General features: G+C 48.7%; 25 protein-coding genes and 1 other RNA gene. 11 read left to right on the forward strand and 15 right to left on the reverse strand.

From position 1 onward, the window contains the following. Positions 1 to 16: 16 nt before the first annotated feature. The 3 genes from zapA to N7386_RS18150 all read left to right on the forward strand — a co-directional run bounded on the left by zapA (position 17) and on the right by N7386_RS18150 (position 1,300). Entirely contained in the window at positions 17 to 319 is a 303-nt protein-coding gene (gene zapA / locus N7386_RS18140) for a cell division protein ZapA (protein WP_011718292.1), read from the forward strand. Between the two features lie 115 nt (positions 320 to 434). Next, positions 435 to 615: non-coding RNA, 6S RNA (gene ssrS / locus N7386_RS18145), on the forward strand. 7 nt (positions 616 to 622) lie between these two features. Then, a complete protein-coding gene (locus N7386_RS18150; protein WP_279770173.1) occupies positions 623 to 1,300 on the forward strand; it encodes a 5-formyltetrahydrofolate cyclo-ligase in 678 nt (225 codons plus the stop codon). A 109-nt stretch (positions 1,301 to 1,409) separates the two neighbouring features. Here the strand turns inward: N7386_RS18150 and folM are convergent, their stop codons facing one another. Continuing rightward, positions 1,410 to 2,129, reverse strand: coding sequence for a dihydromonapterin reductase (gene folM, locus N7386_RS18155; RefSeq protein ID WP_279770175.1), 720 nt, complete (start codon positions 2,127 to 2,129; stop codon positions 1,410 to 1,412). Positions 2,130 to 2,339: 210 nt separating this feature from the next. Between folM and N7386_RS18160 the strand changes: the two genes are divergently transcribed. Then, positions 2,340 to 2,729 carry a DUF393 domain-containing protein gene (locus N7386_RS18160; protein ID WP_279770177.1) on the forward strand — a complete coding sequence of 130 codons (390 nt, stop codon included), beginning with the start codon at positions 2,340 to 2,342 and terminating at the stop codon, positions 2,727 to 2,729. 80 nt (positions 2,730 to 2,809) lie between these two features. Here the strand turns inward: N7386_RS18160 and mdh are convergent, their stop codons facing one another. Continuing rightward, positions 2,810 to 3,745 (reverse strand): malate dehydrogenase, encoded by a 936-nt coding sequence (mdh, locus tag N7386_RS18165; protein ID WP_011718296.1) that lies wholly within the window; start codon positions 3,743 to 3,745, stop codon positions 2,810 to 2,812. Positions 3,746 to 4,035: 290 nt separating this feature from the next. Here mdh and argR point away from each other — a divergent pair, with 290 nt between their 5' ends. Continuing rightward, on the forward strand, positions 4,036 to 4,506 hold the full coding sequence (argR, locus tag N7386_RS18170) for a transcriptional regulator ArgR (RefSeq protein WP_011624073.1): 471 nt from the start codon (positions 4,036 to 4,038) through the stop codon (positions 4,504 to 4,506). 210 nt (positions 4,507 to 4,716) lie between these two features. Here the strand turns inward: argR and N7386_RS18175 are convergent, their stop codons facing one another. Further along, positions 4,717 to 5,349, reverse strand: coding sequence for an NAD(P)-dependent oxidoreductase (locus tag N7386_RS18175; RefSeq protein WP_279770180.1), 633 nt, complete (start codon positions 5,347 to 5,349; stop codon positions 4,717 to 4,719). Positions 5,350 to 5,468: 119 nt separating this feature from the next. On the opposite strand from N7386_RS18175, the gene N7386_RS18180 reads away from it, so the two are divergent. Then, a complete protein-coding gene (locus N7386_RS18180) occupies positions 5,469 to 6,371 on the forward strand; it encodes a LysR family transcriptional regulator (RefSeq protein ID WP_011718298.1) in 903 nt (300 codons plus the stop codon). A gap of 63 nt (positions 6,372 to 6,434) precedes the next feature. Here the strand turns inward: N7386_RS18180 and N7386_RS18185 are convergent, their stop codons facing one another. The 5 genes from N7386_RS18185 to N7386_RS18205 all read right to left on the reverse strand — a co-directional run bounded on the left by N7386_RS18185 (position 6,435) and on the right by N7386_RS18205 (position 13,204). Beyond that, a complete protein-coding gene (locus N7386_RS18185; protein ID WP_279770182.1) occupies positions 6,435 to 7,376 on the reverse strand; it encodes a Dyp-type peroxidase in 942 nt (313 codons plus the stop codon). Between the two features lie 206 nt (positions 7,377 to 7,582). Continuing rightward, positions 7,583 to 9,295, reverse strand: coding sequence for a gamma-glutamyltransferase (gene ggt / locus N7386_RS18190; protein WP_279770184.1), 1,713 nt, complete (start codon positions 9,293 to 9,295; stop codon positions 7,583 to 7,585). 139 nt (positions 9,296 to 9,434) lie between these two features. After that, a complete protein-coding gene (locus tag N7386_RS18195) occupies positions 9,435 to 10,484 on the reverse strand; it encodes an ABC transporter ATP-binding protein (protein ID WP_279770186.1) in 1,050 nt (349 codons plus the stop codon). Continuing rightward, entirely contained in the window at positions 10,481 to 12,115 is a 1,635-nt protein-coding gene (locus N7386_RS18200; RefSeq protein WP_279770188.1) for an iron ABC transporter permease, read from the reverse strand. Before N7386_RS18200 ends, N7386_RS18195 begins: the two co-directional genes overlap by 4 nt. 81 nt (positions 12,116 to 12,196) lie before the next feature. Next, positions 12,197 to 13,204, reverse strand: a complete 1,008-nt coding sequence (locus tag N7386_RS18205; protein ID WP_279770190.1) for a Fe(3+) ABC transporter substrate-binding protein — start codon at positions 13,202 to 13,204, stop codon at positions 12,197 to 12,199. Between the two features lie 218 nt (positions 13,205 to 13,422). On the opposite strand from N7386_RS18205, the gene N7386_RS18210 reads away from it, so the two are divergent. Further along, positions 13,423 to 13,845 (forward strand): hypothetical protein, encoded by a 423-nt coding sequence (locus tag N7386_RS18210; RefSeq protein WP_279770192.1) that lies wholly within the window; start codon positions 13,423 to 13,425, stop codon positions 13,843 to 13,845. Between the two features lie 6 nt (positions 13,846 to 13,851). On the opposite strand, the gene N7386_RS18215 is transcribed toward N7386_RS18210, so the two are convergent. The 3 genes from N7386_RS18215 to N7386_RS18225 all read right to left on the reverse strand — a co-directional run bounded on the left by N7386_RS18215 (position 13,852) and on the right by N7386_RS18225 (position 16,006). Beyond that, the gene (locus N7386_RS18215; protein WP_011718305.1) at positions 13,852 to 14,448 is read right to left on the reverse strand and encodes a glutathione S-transferase N-terminal domain-containing protein; all 597 of its coding nucleotides are present in this window, start codon (positions 14,446 to 14,448) and stop codon (positions 13,852 to 13,854) included. A gap of 70 nt (positions 14,449 to 14,518) precedes the next feature. Continuing rightward, positions 14,519 to 15,268: a ferredoxin--NADP reductase gene (locus N7386_RS18220; protein WP_279770195.1), complete on the reverse strand. Its 750-nt coding sequence runs from the start codon at positions 15,266 to 15,268 to the stop codon at positions 14,519 to 14,521. A 129-nt stretch (positions 15,269 to 15,397) separates the two neighbouring features. Then, on the reverse strand, positions 15,398 to 16,006 hold the full coding sequence (locus tag N7386_RS18225; protein ID WP_279770197.1) for a DUF5610 domain-containing protein: 609 nt from the start codon (positions 16,004 to 16,006) through the stop codon (positions 15,398 to 15,400). A gap of 170 nt (positions 16,007 to 16,176) precedes the next feature. Here N7386_RS18225 and N7386_RS18230 point away from each other — a divergent pair, with 170 nt between their 5' ends. The 3 genes from N7386_RS18230 (at position 16,177) to N7386_RS18240 (ending at position 18,623) form a co-directional block, all read left to right on the forward strand. After that, entirely contained in the window at positions 16,177 to 16,770 is a 594-nt protein-coding gene (locus tag N7386_RS18230) for a phosphoglycerate mutase family protein (RefSeq protein ID WP_279770199.1), read from the forward strand. Between the two features lie 11 nt (positions 16,771 to 16,781). Beyond that, positions 16,782 to 18,272, forward strand: coding sequence for an FMN-binding glutamate synthase family protein (locus tag N7386_RS18235; RefSeq protein ID WP_220053889.1), 1,491 nt, complete (start codon positions 16,782 to 16,784; stop codon positions 18,270 to 18,272). Between the two features lie 144 nt (positions 18,273 to 18,416). Continuing rightward, positions 18,417 to 18,623: a hypothetical protein gene (locus N7386_RS18240; RefSeq protein ID WP_011718310.1), complete on the forward strand. Its 207-nt coding sequence runs from the start codon at positions 18,417 to 18,419 to the stop codon at positions 18,621 to 18,623. Between the two features lie 34 nt (positions 18,624 to 18,657). Here N7386_RS18240 and N7386_RS18245 read toward each other — a convergent pair whose 3' ends face one another. After that, positions 18,658 to 18,915, reverse strand: coding sequence for a hypothetical protein (locus N7386_RS18245; protein WP_088210143.1), 258 nt, complete (start codon positions 18,913 to 18,915; stop codon positions 18,658 to 18,660). Between the two features lie 82 nt (positions 18,916 to 18,997). Next, entirely contained in the window at positions 18,998 to 20,794 is a 1,797-nt protein-coding gene (locus N7386_RS18250) for an ABC transporter ATP-binding protein/permease (RefSeq protein ID WP_088210142.1), read from the reverse strand. Between the two features lie 449 nt (positions 20,795 to 21,243). Here N7386_RS18250 and N7386_RS18255 point away from each other — a divergent pair, with 449 nt between their 5' ends. Next, entirely contained in the window at positions 21,244 to 21,420 is a 177-nt protein-coding gene (locus N7386_RS18255) for a hypothetical protein (RefSeq protein WP_011624090.1), read from the forward strand. A gap of 50 nt (positions 21,421 to 21,470) precedes the next feature. Here N7386_RS18255 and aroG read toward each other — a convergent pair whose 3' ends face one another. Both aroG and N7386_RS18265 read right to left on the reverse strand, forming a co-directional pair. After that, the gene (gene aroG, locus N7386_RS18260) at positions 21,471 to 22,529 is read right to left on the reverse strand and encodes a 3-deoxy-7-phosphoheptulonate synthase AroG (RefSeq protein WP_088210141.1); all 1,059 of its coding nucleotides are present in this window, start codon (positions 22,527 to 22,529) and stop codon (positions 21,471 to 21,473) included. Positions 22,530 to 22,838: 309 nt separating this feature from the next. Continuing rightward, positions 22,839 to 24,026, reverse strand: a complete 1,188-nt coding sequence (locus N7386_RS18265) for a hypothetical protein (protein WP_279770206.1) — start codon at positions 24,024 to 24,026, stop codon at positions 22,839 to 22,841. Between the last annotated feature and the right edge of the window lie 12 nt (positions 24,027 to 24,038).

Raw genomic sequence — 24,038 nt, forward strand, 5'->3', positions numbered from 1 at the left:
AAAGGATCATCTTCGAATGAGTAATAGTGCAGTTGAAATCACCCTGCTAGGGCGCACCTACTCTATCGCCTGCCCGAAAGGTCAGGAAGATGCCCTACGCGTTGTGGCGCAAGGGGTTGAGCAGCAGCTAACTACCTTAAAAAATCGCACTAATAGCTTAAGCCGCGAAGAAATTGCCATTATGGCGGCGCTGAATATTGGACACGAGTTGTACCAAGAAAAGCAAAAGAATAAGCACTATATGAAACAAATGGATGACCGCATCAGCCTGTTGCAGTCAACCTTGGAAAACGCCTTAGTTGAGCGTTCAACCAAATAGATTTAGACTGTGCCACTCGGTGCCACGCACCATCAATCTGAGAAGAGTTGCACAGTGAATGGCTAAACTGGCCTATACTTTTTAAGCCAAGATTTTAGCGATTCAATACCGTTTTTGCTCCCTGGGGTGCAGGCCAACTGGTAATGTCCCTGTGCCGATAATTTTGATCTCAGGGTGAATGCTTTACTGACATTGAGCATGCTCGGCTCGTACCGAGAAGCCTTAGGAGGTAATCATTTACCCGCCTTGAACCTACGGTTCAAGGGCTACACCGGTAGCGGCATTCTGGGGAGCATCTTATTTATGTCTATCACTTCGCCTGTCTCGAACACTTCGGTTCCAACAGCCAATGGGCCACACGGCACTCAGTCTGAAATCGATACCACCACTCTCAACCCAAATCTAAGCCGCGCCGAATTACGCAAACAGATCCGCTTGGCTCGCCGCTCGCTTTCGACCGAGGTGCAAACCGAGGCTAACCTTGCCGCCAGTCGGCGAATGCTCGAAAAACTGAGCGCGCTGAATGCCCAGCATGTCGCGCTGTATCTCACCCACGATGGCGAACTGGCAACCGCCCCGCTTATCGAGGCACTTTGGCAGCAGGGCATTCAAACTTATCTGCCGCGGCTCCACCCCTTCAATGCAGGGCAATTATTGTTTTTGCATTACCACGCCGACTCGCCAATGCTGCCGAATCAATTTGGTATTTTAGAGCCTAAGTTGGATGTGCGTAGCGTTATGCCAATTGAGCGACTGGATGTGGTGATTACCCCGTTGGTTGCCTTTGATATCAAAGGTAATCGTATGGGCATGGGCGGCGGCTATTACGACAGAACGCTAGCCAATTGGCATAGCAAAGGTAAACCTCTACCCATGGGTTACGCCCATGATTGCCAGCAAGTGACAGCCCTGCCCTGCGAGCATTGGGATGTACCTTTGCCCTTTATCATTACCCCAAGCAGCGAATGGCAATTCGACTAGGCCGTTTAATCGAATCAACCGAGTTATTCGTTTAAATCCAGCGACTTTTTTAAATCCAGTTACTTTTTTAAACCCAGTACTTGATTAAGTTCACTGCTATCACGCAGCTTTACTTTAAATGCCGCCCACCATCGACATTGTAGCAGCGACCAGTGACGTAGCGGCTCGCCAAGAGATAATCCACTAAGGCGATAATCTCCTGATTTCCAGCTTCTTTTGGCAAGATGGCCTTAGCCAAGGTCTTTTGCCGATAGGCTTCATCATCGCTCGGATTAAAGAGGATCATCGCCGGAGCAATTGCGTTCACTTTGACCTCGGGCGCTAATTGCGCCGCAAAGGATAAGGTTAAGTTATCCAGCGCCGCCTTACTGGCCGCGTAAGCCATGTGCTTGGCACTGCCCTTTTCGGCCACATAGTCGGTGAAATGGATAATATCGCTGGCGCCAATCTCACCCTCGGCCCCAGCTCGCAGCTGTGAGGCTAAGGCCAAGTTCATTTGATAGGGCACGCTCACATGCACCTGCATCATCCGCTGCATGACTTCATGGGCGGCAAGGCTTGGGCTGTTGTCTGGCAGCCAGTCAGAAGCGTTATGGATGATGGCGCGGATTTTGGGGTATTGGCTCAATTGCTCAATCAGGTTTTGGAGCTGCGCATTATCGTAAAAATCGCATTGGATTAAAGTCGCGCCCAAAGACTGTAACTCATCAATGCTAAGATAATGGCTGCGATAGGTGCCAATCACCTTGTGCCCTTGGGCGAGCAAGTGTTTCGCGAGGGCATAGCCAATACGTTTACCCACGCCAGTGATAATAATGGGAGCTGTCATATCCATCCTGTTATTTGCCAAGCACTAAGCTATGCGTTAAATGCAGGGCAAATCTAGTTAGCTAAATCATCAATAAAACAGTGTAATACGCAGAATGTTACTGTCTTTATTGTCTTGCGCCTAATCATTAAGGTATGAAAGGCTTCACGATTTAGATCTAAAATGATGGCGCCCGCGTATACTCGAGGCGAGCTTAATCGAGGAAGCCCTATGGAACTGCGAATTTTTTACGACGGCAATTGCCCTTTATGTAGCGCCGAAATGCGCCAGCTTAAAGCGCGCGATCTCGATGATCGCATCGAACTTGTGGATCTTAATGCCGAGCATTTTAGCTCTCGATTCGGCTATATCGATAAAGAGTATGCCAACACCATTCTTCATGGTGAAACGGCGACAGGAGAGATTTTGCTTGGGCTCGATGTCACCTGCAAAGCCTGGGGATTAACGGGAACCCGCCCTTGGGTACAAGTGCTACGCTTACCGCTTATCAAACCTATCGCGGATTGGTGCTACCTGAGATTCGCCAAGCACAGATACCGCATCTCTTACTTACTGACGGGCAAGGCGCGCTGTGACAATCAATGCCAACTGCCTAAGTAGCTTTGCCCCAAGTAGGGACTCAATTTTAGCGCATAAAAAAACGGAGCCATTAGGCTCCGTTCTCTCATAATCCAGATAGATTACTTAACGAAATCAACGCCTAGTTTGATATCGCCTTTCAGCGTATCTAACATAGAATCACGGGCGTTAGCTTCGAATGCGCTCACTTCACCGTAAGGCAGTACTTTTTCGATACCGTTTTTGCCTAACAGCACTGGTTGAGCGAAGAATTCAGCGTGCTCGCTGCCGCCGTCAACGTAAGCACATTCAACGATGTTAGCTTCGCCTTGCAGACCACGAACCAGAGACATACCGAAACGGCAAGCCGCTTGACCCATAGACAGAGTCGCGCTTCCGCCACCAGCTTTAGCTTCAACCACTTCAGTACCCGCGTTTTGGATACGCTTGGTCAGAGAAGCGACTTCTTCATCAGAGAAAGTCACGCCTTCCACTTGAGACAGTAATGGCAGAATAGTCACGCCGCTGTGGCCGCCGATGACGTTCACTTTAACGTCAGCAACGTTTAAGCCTTTTAACTCAGCGATGAAAGTTTCAGAACGGATAACGTCCAGAGTCGTCACACCGAACAGACGGTTCTTGTCGTAAACACCGGCTTTCTTCAACACTTCTGCTGCGATAGCAACAGTAGTGTTTACTGGGTTAGTGATGATACCCACTAAGGCTTTAGGGCAAGTCACTGCCACTTTTTCGATCAGGTTACGAACGATACCTGCGTTGATGTTGAACAGATCTGAACGATCCATACCAGGCTTACGCGCAACACCAGCAGAAATTAGAACAACGTCAGCACCTTCCAGTGCAGGCGTTGGATCTTCACCAGCAAAACCTTTGATTTCAACCGCAGTAGGGATGTGGCTCAAGTCAACCGCAACACCCGGAGTAACCGGTGCGATATCGTATAGAGACAGTTTAGAACCCGCAGGTAATTGAGTTTTTAACAGTAGGGCGAGAGCCTGGCCGATACCACCAGCAGCACCAAGTACAGCAACTTTCATAGTTATCTCCGTTATTTCTCGGATATGTGTGACATGGATCTAATTTCCGTTGGCGTCACATTACTGGAATGTCACGTTAATTTCAATTATCCCTTAGTCGTGGAGACAAAGTTTTAGCGAAACTGAGCATTCCAATGTTGAATATTTACTCTAGTCCAATATCAATAGCGACAACACGGCTATCCAGCCATCCGTAAACTGCATTTTTATTCAGCCATAATGGTTATTTGTTGACACTTTGACCAAAACTATTCAAAATACGCCTGTTTTTTTGAATAAAGAATAAGACTATGCAAACGACCAAGAATCAGGATGACCTTGTTAGAATTTTTAAGGCGATTTTAAAAGAGGAGCGTTTTGGCTCCCAGAGTGAAATTGTCGCCGCTTTACAAGCAGAAGGCTTTAGCAATATTAACCAATCGAAAGTGTCTCGGATGCTCAGCAAGTTCGGTGCAGTACGCACCCGCAATGCTAAGCAGGAGATGGTTTATTGCTTACCCGCCGAACTAGGCGTGCCTACCGCAGGCAGCCCATTAAAAAACTTAGTGCTCGATGTTGACCATAACCAAGCCATGATTGTCGTTCGCACCAGCCCTGGCGCAGCGCAATTAATTGCCCGTTTATTGGATTCCATCGGTAAGCCTGAAGGGATTTTGGGGACCATTGCCGGAGACGACACTATCTTTATTTGTCCATCCAGCATCCAAGATATCGCCGATACCTTGGAAACCATCAAATCTTTATTCAACTACGCAGAATAAAAAAACAGGTCAGCTTGCTGACCTGTTCTCTTTTATCTGTACGCTTTTCAGTCCAACATTGCCCTTGTTTCTGGGCTGGTGTCCCGATTACGTTACAGCATAAGACCTATCTGTTGGCTTTGATGACGCGAACTTAGAACAAAGACTCGTCACCCCGAGCTTACAAACCTTAGTTCGTCGACTTAGCCGGTAGTTCTAAGATCGTCAGCCTTAGTAGGCCACACTGATCCTTTGATTGGGATGAGCCGCGTTTTCCGCTTCATCGAGCATGGCTTTGGCGTAGTCGGCCACTGAAATCTTGCTCTGACCATTCGCATCGGTAAAGAAGCTATCGCCGCCTAAACGGTAAGGACCTTCGCTGGCGCCTGGGTAAATTTCTGCCGCTGGACTGACAAAAGTCCAGTTAACCATAGTATTGGCGGCGCGAAATGCCTTCAATGCCTCACCTTGAGCCAAGGCTTCATCCTTATAAGCGGGCGGGAAGTCTGGGCTTGAAACCAAGGTCACTCCCGGCGCCACTTCTAAACTCCCCGCACCACCGACCCAAAGTAGACGAGGCACTTTTGCCTGTGGTAACACGGCTAATAGATTATTGACTGTCTTCGCGACTATGCCATGGTTCTGTTCGGCGCGTGCACCCACTGCGGCAATCACTAAATCGACACCCGCAAATGTGTCGGCTTCCAATGGCAAAGTCAGGTCGACACTACGTACTTCAGCCGCTGTTTCGCCAAGCTTGCTTGGGTCACGCACTAAGGCAACCACTTCATGGCCACGGCTCAGCGCCTCGTTAAAAATGGTTCCGCCAATCCAACCTGATGCGCCTAATACTGCAATTTTCATTTGATAAGTCTCGCTACTGATTTAAATTGAGACCAGTTTACTTGCGACACTTCACGTGATAAATATCGATAAATGAGCATGATTGTTTCAGATTGAGATACTAATGGATGTAATTATATATGGATAAAATCGCCGCAATGCGTAGCTTTATCGAAGTGGCCAACTGTGGCAGCTTTACTAAGGCCGCAGAACACCTCGATCTCAGTCGCCTACAGGTATCACGTCATATTCAAGAAATTGAGCAGTGGCTGAGTTTACGTTTATTGCACCGCACGACCCGCAGCGTCAGCCTCACTCTGCAGGGGGAAGAAGCCCTGCAATATTGTCAGCGGGTGCTGAGCGAAGTCGCCGCAATGGAAAGCCGCGCCCATAGTCATAACACCGAATTAGTTGGCAGTATTCGTATTGCTACGCCCGTCGGGCTTGGGCAGCACAGTCTGTTTGATGTGGTCGATCGCTTTATAAAATTACACCCTAAGGTCAATATTCAGCTGTTAATGTCGGACAGTTTTGCCCAGTTGGTGGATGAGCGGGTGGACGTGGCACTGCGCTATACCGAGCAACCCGATGAGAATTTGATTGCCCGCAAACTGATGAGCATAGATGCCGTGCTGTGCGCCGCGCCCAGTTACTTGGCTCAAGCCGAGCCACTAACCGTCCCTAACGATCTGCTCAGCCATAATTGCCTTATCCATAGCTCACAGCAACATTGGCAGCTACTCAAGGAGCAACAGAGTGAGCTGATTAAACCTATGGGGAATCTGATGGCCAATGAAATGGGAGTACTTGTCAGCGCCGCATTGCGCGGGCATGGCATTGCCTACTTGCCCTGCGACTTAGCCAATCCCTATCTGGCCAGCGGCCAACTACAAGAAGTGCTCCCCGAATACACGGCGCCAGGGCAAACCCTTTGGGCTGTGTATCTCTCCCGCAGTTATCAACAAGCGCTGGTGCGCGCCTTTATCGATTTTACCGCCCAGCAGTGGCAGCAGGATCTCAGTAAGTGGACGACGGCGAGTTAAGCCCACAAACAAAACGCACTGAGGCTTTAAGGCTCAGTGCGTTGAATCGCGGTTTGCGAAGGCTTAATTATCGAACTGCATCAAAAAATCTAAGCTTGGGGCGAAGAAAGAAGAACCCGTCAAGGCGCTGGTGAAGTGCATTAGGTGGTCATGATTACCCACACCATCGCCAAACACCATGCTGTGGAGCATCTTCTCAAAGTGCTCTGGGGTGCGACAGGTTGAAATAAACATCAACCCTTGCTCCTTGAGCGAGCCGTAAGGCATGCTCTGGCGCAAAATCTCAATCGACTTGCCGTTGTCATCCTTGAGGTTGACCCGCTTGATATGGCTGGTTAATGGCTTATCTTCCGACTCGTATTCGATGTTGTCTTGCTTGGTACGACCGATAATATCTTCTTGCTTCTTAAGCGGTAATCTATGCCACTTACTCAAGTTGTGGGCGTACTTTTGCACATGAATGTAGCTGCCGCCCTTAAATTCAGGATCTTCATCCCCGACCAAGGCAACCTCTTGACGATGACGCCCCTTAGGATTTTCGGTGCCATCGACAAAGCCTGTTAAGTCGCGGCTATCCATAAATCTAAAGCCGCGTTCCTCTTCGACTAACTCGACTAAGTCTTCGAACATTTGGCTGATTTCGTTGGCGACTAAATGCAAAATGTCATAGCGGTCGCAGCGAATATGCACAAACAGATCGTATTCGATCGCTGGCGCCTCACGGTTACCCGCTTGCATTGCTGGGAATGGCTTGAGCATCTCGGGGCGAGCATCGGGATAGAGGCTGTCCCAATAGTTGGCACCAATGCCCACAAAACCATTGAATGCGCTGTCGGAGTATTGATCCGTCAACTCATAAATATACTGCGCAACGTTGGCAATACAGGGACGCAATTGCGATTCAACGTTATCGTTGTCGCTCGCATTAAACATCAAATAGACGCTATGTAAGTTTCCCTCTGCACACACACCCAACTGTTCACGCGGCATATTTTGAATATCCATCTGGTTATCACCCTTTTGTCGATTCATTTTCGGCAATATTATCCGCAACTTTACCTGAAAATGACATTAAGTAACGCACAGTTTGTCCGTCTTTGTAATGTAAACACGTTTGTAGACTGGAATATAAAAATTGACGAGGCCATTACGCCTCGTCAATTCGTCTTACGCAAGTTTCGGCGCTCATAACGCCAAAGGCGAATTATGCCTTAGTAACCTGCGGCATAACCATCTTTACGGCTCTCTGATGCGCCGCGGTAAACGCCCGTTTCGGCATTAAAACCAATGGCTTGATATCCACCAAAATCGCCGAGCCCATCGCGTAGCACATGGCCTTTCTTAATTAGCTCACGGCGGGTTTCAACGGGGAAGCCTGATTCTAAGCTCACATAGCCGCCGTCATTCATCACCTCACCCGTAGGCTCGGTCGAACCTGTGTGCAAAATTCTGGGGGCATCGCCCGCTTCTTGCAAGTTCATTTTAAAATCAATCAGATTAACAATGATCTGCGCGTGCATTTGCGGCTGTGTTGCGCCGCCCATCACCCCAAAACTCAACCAAGGTTTACCGTCTTTAGTCACAAAGGCGGGAATAATGGTATGGAAGGGACGCTTACCCGGCGCATAAGTGTTGAAACGACCTTCGGTGAGATCGAACATCTGCCCGCGATCCTGCAATACAAAGCCGAGATCCGGTGGCGTCATACCCGAGCCCATGCCGCGGTAGTTACTCTGGATTAGCGACACCATATTGCCGTCTTTATCCGCCGTCGTCAGATACACAGTATCCCCATGTTGCAGCGCAGGATTCCCCGCATCGACACTCTTAGCCGCCTTGTTTAAGTCGATAAGTTTGGCGCGATCGTAATTGTATTGCTGCGAAATCAATTCCTTCACTGGCACTTTGTTAAAGGCCATATCGGCATAGAATTTCGCGCGGTCGGCAAAGGCGAGTTTCTTAGCCTCTACGAATAAATGCACATATTCGGGGCTGTTAAAGCCCATGGCCGCAACATCGAAGGGCTCCATGGTTTTTAAGATCTGTAACGCAGCAATCCCCTGCCCATTGGGCGGCAACTCCCACACATCGTAGCCACGGTAGTTGGCCGATACGGGTTCAACCCAGTCGCTAGTATGGCTGGCGAGGTCTTCATAACTGAGGAAACCGCCTTGCGCCTTCATGTATTTATCTATGCTCTTGGCGATATCGCCCTTATAAAATGCATCGCGACCGCCCTTGGCAATTTTCTCGTAGGTGTTTGCTAATGCAGGATTTTTAAATATTTCCCCTACCGCAGGCATTTTGCCATTGGGCATATAGGTTTCTTTAAAACCGGGGAATTGACCGAGTTTTTTACCACTGCCATTAAGGTAATAGGCAATAAGCTCAGAAACGGGAAAACCTTCGCGGGCATAACGAATCGCTGGCGCTAAATTATCGGCCATTGGCAGTTTGCCGAACTTATCGTGCAGCTCATACCATCCATCCACCGCACCGGGAACCGACACGGGCAGCGGCCCAAAAGGCGGTAAATAATCTAGTCCGAGGGATTTAAGCTTTTCTAGGGTTAAAGATTTGGGGCTACGACCCGATGCATTGAGGCCATAGAGCTTTTTATCTTTAGCACTCCAGACAATGGCAAATAAATCGCCACCAACCCCAGCGCCTGTAGGCTCGACTAAGCCCAGCATGGCATTAGCCGCAATCGCCGCATCCACAGCACTGCCGCCCTGTTTTAACACATCAATCGCCACCTGAGTCGCTAGCGGTTGGCTGGTCGCCGCCATCCCATGGGTGGCGTACACTTCTGAGCGCGTCGCAAAGGCTTTACCCGTGATCCTATCCATGGCCAACACTCCCGATGACGACATTGCTGTCGCCACTGTGACTAAGGTACAAATTGATTTTATTGTTTTTATCATAATTCCTCCCACTCTGGAGGAATTAAGGTAACAAGGAAGGCTGAAAATATCAGCAATCTAGCGTTTTTTTGCCCAAGTTAAACGTAAGCAAAAATGTCATACTTTATGCTGATACAGTGACATATCCTCGGCGGTCTGCTTAAGATTCAAATAGCACTAGGGAATGTGGCTCAGTGCTTAACACCACCCGCTGGCCGACATTCAACTGCATGATTTGGCTACGCACTTCGACATAATGGGCGTGGGACGCCGCCTCGACTTTCACCCAGTAATGGCAAAATGCTCCGAGGAAGCGCCGCTCGGTAATAGTGCCCACCCCCGCATCATCGGCGCTGAGCGCCAATTGCTGTGGCCGCAAAAACACTTGGCCATTGAAAGCATGGGATTGCGACAAGGGCGTCAGGCTGCGCAGCTCACCAATCGGGGTGGCAACACTATGGCCATCGATCACTTCGGCGGGTAGATAGTTACCACTGCCCAGAAAATCCGCCACATAACGGCTATTGGGCGCGGCATATAAGTTTTCGGCGCGGCCATGCTGCACTATCACACCTTGGTTAAAAATGGCCAAGGTATCGGCAAAGACGAAGGCCTCGTCCTTACTGTGGGTTACAAATACCGCGCTGACATTACGTTGTTTGAGAATGCTGCGGATCTCCGCCATCATGCTGTGGCGCACTTGGGCATCGATATTCGAAAAAGGCTCATCGAGTAACAGTAATTGCGGCTCATACGCAAGCGCGCGGGCAATCGACACCCGCTGCTGCTGCCCACCGGACAACTCATGGGGATAACGCTTGGCTAAGCCTTCGAGTTTCACTAGGGCGAGCATGTCATCCAAGCGTGCCTGGCGCTGCGTAGCCGTTAATTTTGCTACGCCAAAGAGAATATTCTCGGCGACGGTCAAATGGGGGAACAAGGCATAGTCTTGGAAGATCATCCCTATCCCCCGTTGCTCACTCGGCACAAATTGCCCCGCACCGCTGACGGTCTTGCCATTAATTTGAATTTCACCTTGGCTGATGGCCTGCAATCCAGCCACCGCCCTGAGCAAGGTGGTTTTGCCGCAGCCACTTGGGCCTAACAGCGCAAGGATTTCACCTTGAGCAAGGGTTAAATCTAAGCCTTTGAGTACCTGTTGGCCCTGATAATCGCTATGAACTTGATGAAGATTGAGGGTGCTGGTCATCGGCTATCTTGCTCCAAGGAACGGTTTAAATAAATCAGTGGGACTAAGCCCACGAGCACAATCACAATGGCGGGCAAGGCGCCATGTTCAAGCTTTTCGTCTGAGACAAACTGGAAAACATAGGTGGCGAGATTCTCAAACCCTATAGGCCGCAGCAACAATGCCGCCGGTAATTCTTTCATGCTTTCGATAAACACCAGTAGCGCCCCGGCAAATAAGCCCTTCGTGAGCAGCGGCAGATGCACTCTTTGTAGCAGTCGTCTTGGGCTCTGCCCTAAGGTCAGACTCACCATGTCCAGTGACGGCGAAATACGTTTGTAACTAGTCTCCACACTGCCGATGGCGATAGCCACAAAGCGCACACAAAAGGCAAAAACCAGTGCGACCGTACTGCCCGTAAGCAGGAGCCCTGGGCCAGTCATCCCCAACCAATTTGCTGCATCATTGATCGCAAAATCGAGCAGGGTTAACGGCACCAGCACGCCAATCGCCAGCACTGTGCCAGGCAAGGCATAGCCAGTCGAGGCCAAGCGTGATGGCAGCGCATCGCTCGACCTTGGGCTCACGCGGCGAATAAACATCAATATCAACGCAATCGCGCAGCACACTAGGCTAGTGATGAGTGCGAGGCTCAAGCTATTCACACTCAATTGCCAGAAAATCGGGTCCCAGCTCTGCTCAAAATAATCGATGGCATAGGAGAGCAAAATGCCGCTTGGCAGTACAAAGGCCAGCAGTAACAAGGTGATGCAATAGCCGAGGGCACACAGGGTTTGCATCGGTGAGAGCCGATATAAATCGCTCGCTTGAATGCGGGACTGCTTTTGGAATAACTGCTGCTTGCGGCGGGCAAAACGCTCTACCCCAATCAAACTAAACACCACCAAGAGGATAATGGCCGAGAGCTTAGCCGCCGCCGTCAAATTGCCATAGCCCAGCCAAGTGTCGTACACGGCCGTGGTCAGGGTGGGCACGGCAAAGTAGTTGACTGTGGCAAAATCCGCCGCCGTCTCCATCGCCACTAAAGCCACGCCCACGGCCAAAGCTGGCCTTGCCATAGGTAAGGATAAACGCCAAAAACTTTGCCACGGCGAGCAGCCCATAATCCTCGATGCGTGGGCCAAGCTTAGGGATTGCTCCATAAACGCGGTGCGCGCCAACAGATAAATATAGGGAAAGAGCACCAGCGACAACACACACGCCGCGCCGCCTAAGGTACGGATATCGGGGAAAAAGTAATCCTGCGGCGAACTCCAACCAAACACTGAGCGAAGCCAAGTTTGCACAGGTCCTGCGTAATCGAGTAAATCGGTATACACGTAGGCGACTATGTAGGCGGGCATGGCCAAGGGTAGCAATAAGGCCCATTGCAGATAACGCCTAGCGACAAACTCACAGCGCGCCATCAACCAAGCGCAGGGCAGTGCCAGCAAGAGTGAGCCAATACTCACCCACAGGATCAACCATAGGCTGTTGGAGATATAGGTGGGTAGTACAGTGGAGAGCAGATGACCAAAGACGGCCTCATCGGGCTGCGCCGCCTGAAGAATTAACGCAAAGAGGGGTAACACCAGTAGCGCGGCTATGGCATAACCAGTAAGCGACCAGCTTCTGGCTAATCCTAAAATCATGTGGATCCTTTAACCTAAGTGAGTGCGCCAATTAAGGCGCACTTTTCACTTTTACTATTTCTAGTCGCTATAACCGCTCAACTAGAGATCGAACTGAACTTCATCTAACAATTTCACCGCCGCTTGGTGGTATTCCGCCAGCTTGAAAATCGGTAATTGGTCGGATTTAAACTCACCCCAGGAGGCGACTAAGGTTGAAGGCGCGACATCGGCTTTCACCGGATATTCCATGTTTACTTCGGCATAGGCTTTTTGTGCCACATCCGCAGACAGGAACTCCATCAACTTGATGGCATTGTCTTTATTCGGCGCATGGCGAGTCAGCACCATACCAGAAACGTTCACATGGGCACCGCGATCGGCTTGATTCGGGAAGTTAATCGCCACTGCCTCTGCCCAGCTCTTTTGCTCTGGATCTTGCAGCATATTGCCGTAGTAGTAGCTATTGCCGATGGCGATATCACACAAGCCTTCTTTAACCGCCTTCACCTGCGCCCTATCGTTACCTTGAGGCTTGCGTGCTAAGTTGGTTTTCACACCTTGCAACCAAGTCTTAGTGTCGGCCTCACCGTGGTGGGCGATCATCGACGCGACTAAGGCGATGTTGTAAGGATGCTTACCACTGCGCGTACAGATCTTGCCTTTGTACTTAGGATCGGCCAGCTCTTCGTAGCTGATGGCTTGTGGGCCGAGGCGATCTTTTGCCGTATAGAGATTACGCACACGCATCGTTAAGGCATACCATTGTCCATCGGGATCGCGGTATTGCGCGGGGATATTGCTATTGAGCTGCTCACTTTTCACGGGAGCAGTCAGGTCTTTGTCGACTAATTCGACCAAGCGAGAGAAATCTGAAGTTAACACTAAATCCGCAGGGGATAAACGGCCTTCACGGGCGATACGCTCGGCAATACCGTCTTTCGCAAATACCACATTCACAGCAATGCCAGTTTCATCGGTGAAACGCTTCAGAATAGGCTCAACCAAAAACGCTTGGCGATAGGAATAAACCGTTAATTTTTCATCCGCATGTGCAGACTGCGCAACCGACATTAACCCAAGTAAAGCGGCACAAGTTACCCATTTCATTAGCGATTTCTCCTCAAAATGATGACATCAAGCGTGAGTCAATTCTTAAGACTATTAATGATAATAGTTATCAGTTGCGCAAGAGTAATAGATCAAATGAACCAGAGCAATAGATTGATTAACTTTTTGTTTTTAATGAAATTAAACTTAAAACTGGAGATTATCTCAAACCAAACTAAACTGAACCTTAATTCGCTTAAAATACGTGAGGAGGTGTTATGTTAAGCGCGTTACTACTGCTTGTCGTCGTGATAGCGCTACTCGCGTTTATGGTGCTCAAACGGGGGCCTAAAAAGCGCAAGCATTTTGTCAAACTCATGGATAACGCGAAAAAGAAAAATCAACGGCTTGCTGGGCAAGAAAGGCGCTTCCATTGTGTCAGCATCGAAAATGACGGTAGTTGTTGTGATCAGGTAGATGAGTTAAAAGGGAAACGTTTTCTGTCAAAGGAAGCCCCAGAACTCCCGATGGAAGAATGCACTATGGCCAATTGTCAGTGCCGCTATCAACACTATGATGATAGACGCCAAACGGGTAACGACCGCAGAGTTGATTACGGCATAACAAAGGATCTCTACGGCGCGTTTGGTGAACATAATCGCCGTGAGACCCATAGAGGCCGCCGCTCAACAGACCACTAATGCCTTTTACGCTGGACGAGTTTCCACAAACGCGGGGAGATCGCGCATCTCACTAAACCAGAGCGAGGTCGCGGGAGCCACTTTACGCCAATCAAGCTCTGGATGTCTGAAATCCACATAATCTAATAAGCAAATTAAGGCTAATTGTGGCGCCTGAATCGTTGCCTGAGTGATCACACTCTGGTGTTCCATTTGCATCAAACCCCGCAGCAGCGCTTGCTCAAAACGCGATGTCCAAAAGGCCGATCTCACCCCTTCCTCTTCACGCATTTGTTCTTGGCGCAATTTTACCGCGCTATCGATAAGACCTTTGATCATCGAATATTGGCACTGTAATACCCAATTATTCACTTGACCACCGAACATCTGCTGCTCACCTAATTCGGCGTCTAAATAGCGCATGATCACTTCGCTATCGAAGATAGGCACACCATCGTTGGTGATGAGGCAAGGGATCTGCCCAAGCGGGTTAACATCGAGCAGCTCGGCGGTGTTTTCCATCGGATTGACTAAGACTTCTTCGATATCCTTAATCCCTAAATAACGGATTAATGTGCGAACACAGCGAGCATAGGGTGAAGCGAGGGAGCAGAGCAACTTCATCAAAAAATCCTTCTATATGACTGACATTAAAACGATTAAGACTAATTATTTGTCATTAACACTCAACCGATTACCAATACTTCTCGACGGTAATTTGTCCCGGAGCGCGGCGTAAATTCTTTGCGAGCCCCTTGTCAAGCAACGCGGCCTGCGCGCCACTGATCATCCCCGGATTACCACAAATCATCACCTGTGAATCCGCCGCGCTGAGCGCTAAACCGACTTTAGCCTCAATCTCCCCCGAGACTAAGCCATCGGGGATACGACATTGCAGTGCATCGTCAAGCTTTTCACGGGTGACGGTTAAACACAGGATAAACTGATCAGGATATTGCACCGAATAAGCCTTTAATTTATCAAGGTAAGCTAAATCTTTAGCTTCGCGGACACCATAGACGAGCACGACTTTTTCGAAACGCTGCCAAGGCTCTGCCGTATCGAGCATAGATAAGAATGGCCCCACGGCCGTGCCCGTGGCTAACAGCCATAAGTGACGGCCTTGCCCTGCTCCCTTAGGGATCTCATCTAAAGTCATAAAGCCTGTGGCTGTGGGAGTGATCTCGATTTCATCCCCGATGGCAAGATTTTGTAATTGTGGGGATAACTGGCCATCTTCTACGGCGACAGCCAAGATTTCGGCATAGGGTTTATCGGGGGAATTAACCAGGGAATAGGCTCTAGCGACACGCTTATCATCTTGCAGCTGACTGAGTTTAATAAATTGACCCGGAATAAAGGGCGCCAGTTCGGCCGCTATCCGCAGCGAAAATAATTTATCACTCCAATCAATACGTTCAATAACACGTCCCCTAGTCCACATAACTCGCCCTCAAGCAAAACGTTAAATAGACCCCTAGCATAGACTGTTCTCTGCGCAACAAAAACCCCTTATTGCAAGGGGCTTAAGACAAGGGAAATGGCAACAACATTGAGTGCTAAGCGCGGGACATTATGCGCTAGCCGTTTGTGCCTCATCAGGTTTCTTATTGAAGCTATCTCGGAAGGCCTGCAATCCCTCTTGCACTAATCCATAGGTTTTATCGACGCCATCAGCAATATCCCCTTGCAGCACTTTAAGGCCGGACAAAATATCCCGCGCCTCCTTAAAGCCATTATCGATAGCGCCACCTATGATGCTCATAAAACTGTCAAGCTGATCATTTAGACTCATATTCGAATTTTGCTGTTGGTGAATGCTAAAAAATTGCGTCGCAAAACTCACAATCCTATCGGCCGTCGCCTCGGGAGAATAATCGACCTGATTGTCATAGTTAGTTTGAGTAGCATTTGGCCCCATCGAAGTCGCTAATTCTTTATCTATCGCTTCAATTGCCGCGCGATAAAGTAACGCCATGGATTGATCACCGGATTTTAGACTCACTTCTTCCTGTGCCGACAAAATAGCCTGATTCATTAGCTGCTTACTGGTTTGGTATGCAGTTTGTTTTCCGGGCGCTTCCACATTTTTCGTCTTTTCACTATTAGCAGCGGCATTGTCAGCATACTTCTTATGGGGCGTAGAAGGCGTCTGTACCTGCGCAGGGTTGTTGATTTCCATGATACAAAATCCATTCAATTTGGGGTGACTCTATTATCGACCAAAATTTGAGCAACTTTAGTATTTTTCTCAATTGCAGTACCATCACAATCTAAGGCAATGATACCCATAATGAATCTATTCGCCTCAGCGTCGCACTTGCATGCGCTCATCAGATAAGGATATACGGCATGGCAACTCCCCAATGGCTAGCAGTGGTTACTCACTCCTTGCGAACCATCCGCTTAAATAAACTTCGGCTATCACACACTCTACTGTTAGGCCTGTTACTCTTTACCAGCATAGGACTCAGCCCCATCAATCAAGCTTTTGCCGATAATCGATTGATTATTTTGGTAAGGCATGCCGAAAAAGCCGACGCTCCAGCAGGCGATCCGTCCCTTTCAGATGATGGCCATGCACGTGCCCTCGCGCTGGTTAGCGCATTGCAAAGGACGCAGATCTCGCAACTGATCGCGACCCAATATCAAAGAACTCAGCAAACCTTGTTGCCTATGTCTTCGGAGCGGCATCTGCCTATTACTGTAGTCGCAGCCGAAAAACCACTCGAAGCCCATATCCAGCAAATCGTTGAACAAGTACATGCCGTGAAAGGTAACAGCTTAATCGCGGGGCATTCCAATACCGTCCCACTTATCATCAAGGCTCTTGGCGGCCCAGAAATCCCCACCATAGCGGAAGATGATTACAGCCAGCTGTTTTTACTCTCCATCCATGATGGACAGCCAGCGAGCCTTATCTCCACCCGTTATGGACACGAATAGAGGATAACAAGATGCAAGAATTGAATTGGTTTATGTGGGGACTGGATCTCTTCTCAGGGCTATTTTTAATCCTAGTGGGCTTTGTCGTTCTAGCGATTGTGTATATGTATATCGCCGACAAGCTACAAACCAAGCAGGCCGTGCGCCACAACTACCCTGTGATAGGTCGCTTTCGGTATTTATTTGAGAAACAAGGCGAGTTTTTTAGACAATACTTTTTCGCACAGGACAGGGAAGAATTGCCCTTTAACCGCGCCGAGCGGAGCTGGGTATATCGAGCCGCGAAAAACGTCGACAGAACCATCGCCTTTGGCTCGACACGCCCGCTAGACAGCACGGGCGCCATCATGTTTATGAATACCGCCTTTCCTACTCAAGATGAAGATATCACGCCAATTCTGCCTCAAACCATTGGCCCCCATTGCCGTGAACCCTACACCACTAAGGCCATTTGCCATATCTCCGCCATGAGCTTCGGTGCCCTGTCACGCCCTGCAGTCACCGCCTTATCCCACGGCGCAGCGCAGGCGGGATGTTGGTTAAATACCGGAGAAGGTGGCTTAAGCCCTTACCATTTAAAAGGTGGCTGCGACTTAGTCTTTCAAATTGGTACCGCTAAATACGGTGTACGTAATGAGCACGGCCATTTAGACGATGACAAGCTCAAAGAAATCGCCGCCCACCCCGAAGTTAAAATGTTTGAAATCAAAATGAGCCAAGGAGCCAAACCAGGCAAGGGCGGTATCTTGCCGGGGATAAAAGTCACCGAGGAGATCGCCAAAATTCGCGGTATCCCGCAGGGCCATGATTCCATTAGCCCCAATGGTCATATCGAGTTTAAAAATGTGGGCGATATTCTGGATATGATTGCCAGAGTACGTGAGGTCACGGGTAAGCCCACTGGCATTAAGGCCGTACTTGGGGACGTGCAATGGCTCGAAGATTTTTGCGATGAAATTGAGCGCCGTGGCGAAGCCTCTGCCCCCGACTTTTTTACCTTAGACAGTGCTGACGGCGGCACGGGCGCCGCCCCTCAACCCTTAATGGATTATGTGGGCTTGCCCCTTAAAGAGAGTTTACCCATATTAGTCAATATCTTAATTCAGCGAGGGCTGCGTAAACGCATTAAAGTGATCGCCTCAGGCAAACTCATTGTGCCATCGAGGGTCGCTTGGGCGCTCGCCTTAGGTGCGGACTTTATCGCCTCGGCCCGTGGCAATATGTTTGCCCTCGGATGTATTCAAGCGCTGCAATGCAACAAGGATACCTGCCCGACGGGTATCACGACCCATAATAAGAAACTCCAACAAGGTCTTGATCCTAGAGACAAATCGACTCGTGTGGCTAATTATAACCATAACCTACACCACGATTTAGCCCTTATCGCCCACTCCTGTGGCGTGACAGAGCCAAGGCAGCTCAAGCCGTCCCATGTGAGGATTGTGCTCGAGAGTGGTTTGTCGGTTTCGCTGGATAAATACTATTCCCATATCAATCAATAGTTAACTTGACACTGTATGCATTTTGTACGACTTTCGTCTAAAGTTAATTTAGCAAAAGGTAATTTGAACGCGTATCACAAAAGGGGTAAGATCCGTGATACACGCTTGAGATTAAACAACTGCATATTAAGTTAAGGAAACACTGTGAAAGCAAGCTTTGTAAGCCATATGCCAGACAGTAAAACTGCCAGCACAAGCTGTAAGAGCTGTAATCGCTTGACTGAGATCGAAGGCGAATTAGTGTGTTTTCGTGAAGGCCAAGTGATTCGACTCACTAAAATTGACGAATCGACCACCAAATTCAATCTGTTATGTGAAGGTTGGAAGGCAGGAAAACCAAAGGGAATATAATTTCTTATATTCCCTATTTCGTTTGTCTCATCGCTTAATTCAGACCACGAACATCCGCGTTATATTCATTAGTTCTACGAATAATCCCTGCTAACTCAAGTTCTTGATTCATTTTTGCTAGCGTTAAACGTCTTGTGGTCACTTTAAGGCCTGCGTTTAACTCTGCGTGAATGCGTTGTAGCGAATCATAATCCACACCGCGCTTTTTAAGGGTTGCCATAATCGCAAACCAATCTGTGCTTACTTTCTCTTCTCTGCCTTCAATATTGACTCTTAATGCCATATTTTCCATGCCAAGCACCTCTTATCGTTATTTGCTTGGATTCGAGTATAGAGAGCCGAACCTGAATAAAAACTGAATTGTCCCAACGCTGTTACACTTCTACCGAAAGCTGTTGTTGCTCATTTTGTATGCGCCACAACTTAGCGTAGAGACCATCCTGAGCCAGTAAAGACTGATGATTCCCCTGCTCGACAATTTCCCCTTGGCTTAAGACCACGATCTGGTCTGCGTCGACTATGGTCGATAACCGATGCGCCACCACTAAGCTGGTATGCCCTTTGGCAACCTCGCGCAGTGCCGACAGAATCGCCTGTTCCGAACGGCTGTCGAGAGAGGATGTAGCCTCATCAAACACTAAGACAGGAGAGCCTTTTAAAATCGCCCGCGCAATGGCCACGCGCTGTTTCTCCCCGCCCGAGAGCTTTAAGCCCCGCTCACCCACTTTGGTATCCCAACCTTGGGAGAGCGACGCGATAAAATGCTCTAAATGTGCGAGTTTGATGGCATGGCGCACTTCTTCATCCGTCGCATCGGGGCGGCCATAACGAATGTTCTCCACTAAGGAATCATTAAATAACACTGTATCCTGCGGCACTATGGCAATGGCGCGGCGCAATGCATCCTGGGTTAATTGGCGAATATCTTGCCCGTCAATCAAAATACGCCCTTGCTCCACATCGTAAAAACGGAATAGCAATTTGATGAGTGTAGATTTACCTGCGCCGCTATCCCCAACCACCGCGACTTTTTTCCCCGCCGCCACCTTAAAGCTAACGTTGCGCAGTATCGGTCTGTCATCGTAGCTGAAACTCACATGCTCAAAACTGAGCTCACCGCGCTTAGGCTCAAAGTCTAAGGCATCGGGTTTATCGACTATGCGAGGGTGCTTATCGAGCAAACTGAACATCCGCTCGATATTGGCTAAGGCTCCGCGGATTTCACGGTAGACAAATCCTAAAAAGTTGAGCGGCATAAAGAGTTGCATCATAAAGGCATTGATCAGTACAAAGTCACCTAAGGTCATCTCATTATTAGTCACCTTATAGGCGGCTAACGCCATCATCGCCGTCATCGCTAACGCGATAATCAGCGCTTGGCCACCGTTGAGGGCAAATAGTGACAAACGATTCTTACGTTTAGCCACTTCCCATTGGTCTAAGGCTTGGTCATAACGGTCCGATTCATATTTCTCATTATTAAAATACTTCACGGTTTCATAGTTGAGCAGGCTGTCGATGGCGCGGGTGTTGGAGAGGGAGTCGGCCTTGGCCGCATCGCGGACGTATTCGGTGCGCCACTCAGTCGCCACCACCGAAAACCAAATGTAGGCCATCACAGAGGTAAAAGTGATAGCGGCGAAGGCAATGCCATAATTAAAAAAGAAAATACCAATAACCATGGCGATTTCTAGCAGGGTCGGCACTATGTTAAACACCATAAAGCGCATCAAGAAGCTCACACCACTGGTGCCGCGTTCAATATCTCGCGATAAGCCGCCCGTACGCCGCTCTAAGTGAAAATCCAAATCGAGTCGATGCAGGTGGTCGAACACCGCGAGACCCAATCGGCGAATGGCCCGCTCAGTGACACGGCCAAATAGGGTGTCGCGGATTTCACCCGTGATCACTGTTAATAGCCGCACTGCGCCGTAGGCTAAAACTAATCCGATAGGCACACTCAAGGCCTGCGCGGTTTTATTGGCATCCAAAGTATCGACTAAGTCTTTAAGAATAAAGGGCAAGCCCACGCTGGCAAGCTTAGCGACGATAAGGCACGACATGGCTAGCGCCACCCGGCCCTTGTACTCGAGCAAATAAGGCCAGAGCAACTTAACCACATGCCAATTGAGCTTATCGATGGGACCTTCAAAATACAGTGTTGGGCGCATATGTCTAAACCTTTGCCAAAGTCGCTCAATTGTAGCAGCATGGCGCACGTTAAGGCGAAACCAAACAGGGAAAGTTTGAATAAAATCAATCAGATTTTTCTGACAGACAAAAAGCGGCCCGCTTGGCAAAATATCTCTGGCTTACCGAAATAAAAATGTCATGCTAACGACTTACGCTCAGAGAGTTCGCAAAGCGAATATTAAGGTGAAAAAATTCTGAAACAAGCTTGGCTTTATCAGAACAGTAACCGTTAAAATAGGCCAGAACATCAAGGGTTCGACTGTTGATTATTTTGTCGGTTTTACCCAAAATGTCCCTCGGACTAAAGATTTCAAGCAGCAGGATTTGCAAACATCTGGCCGCAGATCCGTGTGTACAAACAAGTTCCGCACTCGTTCTGCGATAACATTAAAGATAACTCAAATAAATCAAGATCAAAGGATGCTTTATGTTGGATTCAGCTAAAGTTCAATACCCGCCATTACCACTGATCCAAACTTGGGTGTGGATGATGATCGAATCAGGCAATCCAGAAATTCAGGACAAAGGCAGAAATAACCTGATTGCTGCTTTTGGTAGCTTGGCCAAAGCTAACGAATACTTAGCCGAAATGAGCAAGAAATAATAAAAATAAAGGCGCCGGGATAGCGCCTTTATTTTTGGTCTTAAACCCGATTAAACCCGCTGACGACGTTCGATAACACTCTGATTTAACACTGCGAGTAAACGCTCGGTATCGTCCCAACCAATACAGGCATCCGTGATACTCTGACCGTAGCATAACGCCTGGCCTTCAATCAGATCCTGACGCCCTTCCACTAAGTGGCTTTCGACCATCACACCGAAAATCGCCTTATTACCCGCAGCCAATTGTTCGGCCACATCGTTCGCGACTTCCATTTGGCGTTGATATTGTTTGCTGCTGTTGGCATGGCTGAAGTCGATCATTATGTTGTCGACCAGCTTGGCCTTTTTCAGTTGTTCGCTGATCTGCGCCACATGGCTGGCACTGTAATTAGGCTCACGGCCGCCACGCAGAATGATATGGCAATCAGGATTACCTTTGGTCGACACAATCGCCGAATGGCCAAATTTGGTTACCGATAAGAAGTGGTGCGGCGCATTCGCGGCGCCGATGGCATCGATTGCCACCTTAATCGTGCCGTCGGTACCATTTTTAAAGCCTACAGGGCAAGACAGCCCCGAGGCCAATTCGCGGTGTACCTGCGATTCTGTGGTGCGTGCACCGATGGCGCCCCAGCACATCATATCCGCCACATATTGCGGGGTGATCATATCGAGGAATTCACCCGCGGTAGGCATGCCTGAGTCATTCAAATCGACCAAGAGTTTACGCGCGGTACGCAAACCATCGTTCAGTTTGAAGCTGTTATCCATATAAGGATCGTTGATGAGCCCCTTCCAACCCACTGTGGTACGCGGCTTTTCAAAATAAACACGCATCACCACTTCGAGCTGATCTTGATAACGTTCTCTTAGCGCAACCAGTCTCTGGCCATATTCCAATGCGGCCTTAGGATCATGGATTGAGCAAGGACCAATGACGACTAACAAACGATCATCTTGGCGAGCGAGAATGTTATGAATGCTTTGACGGGCGTTAAACACAGTTGCAGCAGCGTTTTCGGAGGCAGGAAATCGTTCTAGAATCGCAATCGGTGGAAGTAACTCTTTGACTTCATTAATGCGAACGTCATCATTTTGGTAATACATAATTTACTGCTCCAACTCTCGTGTTTAGGCTATTTTTATCGCTGCAATAGGGGATCTCAACTGCAATACTGAGTTCAATTTATCCAGTCTGCGCCGTTAATGCAACCAAGTTGTCTCCATTTCAAAAAATCAGCTATAACGTCTTGTTTTAACATATTTTTAAAAAATACAAATTCAAATATTTCAATATGATACTCGCATTGAAGTCTATGCCGTGTTTGACGAAAAACCAAAGTGCTAGCGAAAGCCAAAAATAAAAAACCTCCTTTGCCAGTAGTCAAACGCAAACAAAGGAGGTTGAGTAAAGGATTAATGTTGCTGCATGGCCTGCAGTTTTGCCTGATAGCGATGTTTATCTGTGGCTTCGCGGCTTAGTGCCATCGCTTTTTCCATATTGAGTTTGGCACGTTTTTCATCGCCCAGCGCCCAATAGGTGCGTGACAGGCCAAAGAAAAACTCATGCCGATAATCGGCTTTATCCACGGCCCTTTGATACCAAGCGAGCGCCTCGCTGTATTGGTGTTCGTCATAGGCCTGTTCGCCCATATCGTAGTAGTAATAAGGATTACGAATACGCGCTAACTCCAACACTTTATTGACCTGCGCCCACTCTTCTAAACGGCCCTGATCACCTAAAATCACCGCCAAGTTATAAAGCGTCGTCATATCATCGGCATCATATTTGAGCGCATAGCGATAGACTTGTTCTGCCCGCTTTTCATCGCCCTTGTGGCGATAAATCACGGCTAAGGTGTTGAGCGCAGGAATAAAGTGTCCAGATTTTAAGCCGGCTTTAATCAGCGCATAGGCGCGGTCTAAATCCCCTTCGACCAGAGATTCAGCGGCCATATTGTTATAAAACATGCTGGTTAAGGTCTGGCGATTGATTTGCACTTTGTTGTAGCCTCGCAGAGCTCGCTCGGGCATAAAGTCGACCAGAATCGCATGGGCCGACACATACACTGTGTGTACGCTCTCGGCGGGTAACAAGCGTAGATTGACATGGCCGTTGATCAGATAGAACTCGCCCTGTTTGTCCCACACGGGTTCAATCGCAATATCCTGAAACTCAGTGCCAATTTTAAACACATCCGCTAAAGCCGACGTCATCACCACCAACGACATACAATTTCCGGCGCGCTGGGCATAGGTTTCGCTGGCGGTTTGAGTCAAATTATCTTGATAGTGAAAATCGCTGTGACCGCCGAGCTGATTGGCATTGATATAACTGGCTAACCATTCATGCACCGCGACAGGATTTTTCGTCGATAAGCTGTAACGGTCGTAGGCTCGCCTGACATCGGCGGCCACAGAAGGTGGAAGGCTAAAAATATCCTCGACGCTAGGAATATTACTGACAGATTTAAACAACGGATCTGCAAATAGGGCATCAATTTCATCATCGCTAGGTTTTGGGGCTGTCGAGCTGCAACCCCATAAGAGTAAAAGTAATAATGAGCAGATTATGCCGCTAGAGATGGTGCGCAGTTGTATCATGAGATGTCCCCC

Source organism: Shewanella sp. GD04112 (genome assembly GCF_029835735.1).
Taxonomy (GTDB): domain Bacteria; phylum Pseudomonadota; class Gammaproteobacteria; order Enterobacterales; family Shewanellaceae; genus Shewanella.